4 protein-coding genes and 1 pseudogene are annotated in these 3734 nt (G+C 58.9%); 2 read left to right on the top strand and 3 right to left on the bottom strand.

Going from position 1 to position 3734, the window contains the following annotated elements; all coding sequences use genetic code 11:
* Positions 1-108: pseudogene (locus AC1DVH_RS27550) on the top strand (peroxiredoxin); the annotation flags it as partial.
* A gap of 87 nt (positions 109-195) precedes the next feature.
* On the opposite strand, the gene AC1DVH_RS27555 reads toward AC1DVH_RS27550, so the two are convergent.
* Together AC1DVH_RS27555 and AC1DVH_RS27560 are read right to left on the bottom strand one after the other, a co-directional pair.
* Positions 196-1266: an AI-2E family transporter gene (locus AC1DVH_RS27555; RefSeq protein ID WP_477756451.1), complete on the bottom strand. Its 1071-nt coding sequence runs from the start codon at positions 1264-1266 to the stop codon at positions 196-198.
* Between the two features lie 31 nt (positions 1267-1297).
* Positions 1298-1537 (bottom strand): sulfurtransferase TusA family protein, encoded by a 240-nt coding sequence (locus AC1DVH_RS27560; RefSeq protein ID WP_007996208.1) that lies wholly within the window; start codon positions 1535-1537, stop codon positions 1298-1300.
* 98 nt (positions 1538-1635) lie between these two features.
* Between AC1DVH_RS27560 and AC1DVH_RS27565 the strand changes: the two genes are divergently transcribed.
* Positions 1636-3069, top strand: coding sequence for a M48 family metalloprotease (locus tag AC1DVH_RS27565; protein WP_477756452.1), 1434 nt, complete (start codon positions 1636-1638; stop codon positions 3067-3069).
* Positions 3070-3147: 78 nt separating this feature from the next.
* Here AC1DVH_RS27565 and AC1DVH_RS27570 read toward each other — a convergent pair.
* A partial coding sequence (locus AC1DVH_RS27570) for a PDZ domain-containing protein (RefSeq protein WP_477756453.1) occupies positions 3148-3734 on the bottom strand: 587 nt, incomplete at its 5' end.

Consider the following 3734-nt stretch of genomic DNA (forward strand, 5'->3'; position numbering starts at 1 on the left):
TTCCTGATCGACGCCAAAGGCGTGTTGCGTCAGGAATGGCGCGGCGTGAAGGTGCCGGGGCATGTTGATGCGGTGCTGGCTGCCGCTCAAGACCTGAATAAAGCCTGACCTTTAAAAGATCGCAGCCTGCGGCAGCTCCTACAGGATTACGCATTTCTCTGTAGGAGCTGCCGCAGGCTGCGATCTTTTTACAATCTAAAGCAATGGCGCCACCTCCGGCTCCTTGCGCGGCCAGGCATCCAGCACTGCCTTGAACAGCGTCGCCAGGGGAATTGCAAAGAATACCCCCCAGAAGCCCCACAACCCGCCAAACAGCAGCACTGCGCAGATGATCGCCACCGGGTGCAGGTTGACCGCCTCCGAGAACAGCAATGGCACCAGCACGTTGCCGTCCAGCGTCTGAATGATCCCGTAGACCGCCATCAAGTATATGAACTGATCGCTCCAGCCCCACTGGAACAGCGCAATCAGAAACACGGGCACGGTCACCACCACGGCGCCGACGTAAGGCACCACCACCGAAATCCCCACCAGCAGTGCCAGCAGCGCCGCGTAGTTGAGCTCAAGAACAACGAAGGCGATGTAGGTCACGCCACCGCAAATGAAGATTTCGATGACCTTGCCGCGAATGTAATTGGCGATCTGCCGGTTCATTTCATGGGCGACCCGGGTGATCAACGCCYGTTCACGGGGCAGGTAACCGCGCACCCATTGGCCGATCATGGCCCGATCCTTGAGGAAGAAAAACACCAGGATCGGCACCAGCACCAGATAGATCATGATGTTCACCAGCAATGGCAGGCTCGATAGCGAGAACGTAAGCGCCCACTGACCAAACTTGCCGATTTCGCCCCGCGCCACTTCGATAGCCCGCAGCACTTGCTCATCGGATACCAGATGCGGATAGCGTTCGGGCAGCAGTAGCAACAACGACTGCCACTTGGCAAGCATGCCGGGCAACTCGTTGAACAACGTGATCAGTTGGTGCCAGAGCAACGGCACGACCACCACGATGAATACCAGCAACAACCCCATGAATAACGCAAAGACCAGCCCCACCGCGACCCAACCCGGCACCCGCAGGCGCTCGAGGGTCACCACCAGCCCCTGCATCAGATACGCCAGCACCATGCCCGCGAGCACCGGCGCCAGCATACCGCCCAGGGTCAGCACGACGGTGAACGCCAGAAACAGCAGGACAGCCAGCACCACCGCTTCTTCATCGGAAAAATAGCGCTGAATCCAGTCGCGTAACACTTTGAACATCAATAATCCTTAGGAGCAAACGCAGCCGATTTCAGGCTTTTTTCAACCAGTAGCGGTAAACACCCGCGTCATCTTCTTCACGAAGCAGGGTATGACCGGCCAATCGCGCAAAGGTGCGAAAGTCGCGTTGCGAACCTGCATCGGTGGCGATGACCTTGAGCACCGCACCACTGGCCAGCCGGTTGAGCTCCATCTTGGCCTTGAGCAACGGCAACGGACAATTCAGGCCACTGGCGTCCAGTTCAACGTCATGCTCTACAGCGTCGGTCATTGCATCACTCCGGGTCAGGTGGTTGAGTTGCCTAGAATATCTGGTCGCAACGCCGGTGTCCGGCTACAGTAAGATCTTTGTCGACTAAGGCTTTGTGCATGACATTTTTGCGCCCTACCCTGCTGACGCTCGCTTGCCTGCTCGCCTCACCGGGCTTCGCCGACGACCTGCCGTCACTCGGCGACGCCAGTTCTGCCATTGTCTCACCGCAACAGGAATACCAGCTCGGCCGCGCCTGGCTGGCCATGTTGCGCAGTCAGGTTTCACAGCTCAACGATCCGCAACTCAAGAATTACGTGGAATCCAGCGTCTACCAACTGTTGGAGACCAGCCAGGTCACTGACCGGCGCCTGGAGTTCATCCTGATCAACAGCCCGCAGCTCAACGCCTTTGCCGCGCCGGGCGGGATCGTCGGGGTGAACGGTGGCTTGTTCCTCTACGCCCAGACCGAAGGCGAATACGCTTCGGTACTGGCGCACGAACTGGCTCACTTGTCGCAACGCCACTTTGCCCGGGGCGTCGAAGCGCAGCAACGCATGCAAGTACCCATGATGGCTGCATTGCTGGCGGGTATCGTGGTGGCAGCCGCAGGTGGCGGTAACGCCGGGATTGCAGCCATTGCCGGCACACAGGCCGCAGCCATCCAGGAACAGCGGCGATTCTCCCGGCAGAACGAGCAGGAAGCCGACCGTATCGGCATCCTCAATCTGGAAAAGGCCGGTTACGATCCCCGCTCGATGCCCAGTATGTTCGAGCGCCTGGGGCGTCAGTACCGCTACGATGCCAAGCCACCGGAATTTCTGCTGACTCASCCGGTCACCGAATCGCGTATCGCCGACACCCGCAACCGCGCCGAACAGTTTCCAAAGGGAGGTATCGAAGACAGCATGCGCTATCAACTGATCCGCGCACGCGTCCAACTGATCTATGAAGAAACCCCGGGRCTCGGTGCCAAGCGCTTCCGCGCCCAGCTCGACGAGAACCCGAAAAACGACGTAGCACGCTACGGCTTGGCGATCGCCCAGATCAAGGGCGGCCAACTGAACGAAGCACGGGAAAACCTCAAGCAGTTGCTGGCCAAGTCACCCAACGAAATCATCTACAACCTGGCTCAGGTCGATCTGGATATCACCAACAATCGCCTGGCGGATGCCCAGTCCCGGGTTGACCGGTTGATGGGCCAATACTCTGGCAACTACCCGCTGAACCAAGTGCGAGTCGACCTGCTGCTCAAGCAGAACCGTACTGCCGATGCGGAGAAAGCCCTCGAAGGCCTGCTCAAGTCCCGTCCGGATGATCCGGACGTGTGGTATCAGGTTGCCGAGACGCGCGGCCTGTCGGGCAATATCATCGGCCTGCATCAGGCTCGTGCCGAGTATTTTGCGCTGGTCGGGGACTACAAACAGGCCATTCAGCAACTGGACTTCGCCAAACGCAAGGCCGGCACGAACTTCCCGCTGTCTTCGCGGATCGACGCACGACAACGTGAGCTGATGGAACAAGAGCGCATGATCAAGGACATGATGGGCTGACGCCCTCGGAGACAAAAAGTCCGGACACAAAAAAAACCGCCTCTTTCGAGGCGGTTTTTTATTCAACCAACAACCGGGTTATTCCGCCAGTTTGAAGGTGATGAAGCTCGCTCGACCCTGACGCAGTACCCGCATCGACACCGAGCGGTTCTTTGGCAGCGCCTTGGCGATGTCCGCGAACTCCTTGGTGGAACCGATGGCCTGGTTGTTCAGGTGGGTGATCACATCACCCGGCTGCAAGCCGATCAGAGCGGCAGGACCGTCCTGCACTTCCTTGATCACCACACCACCTTTGAGGTCGTATGTTTTCTTCTGGTCGTCAGTCAGCTCGACCACGGAAACACCGAGGCGATTGCTGCTGCGCTCGATGCTGGATTTTGGCTCGGCGCCCATCTCCTTGCCTTCTTCCGGAATTGCACCGACGGTCAGCTCGACATTCTTGCGCTTGCCGTCACGAATCACTTCCAGATTGGCTTTTGCACCAGCCTTCAATGCGCCAACGAGGTGCGGCAGGTCGGCCGACATAACGATCGGCTGACCGTTCATGCTCAGGATCACGTCGCCGACTTGCAGACCACCCTTGGCAGCCGGGCCATCATCCTGGATCTGAGCAACCAACGCACCCGCCGGCTTCTCCAGACCGAACGACTCGGCCAGGTCCTTGC

Source organism: Pseudomonas sp. P4_C3, from assembly GCF_056402075.1.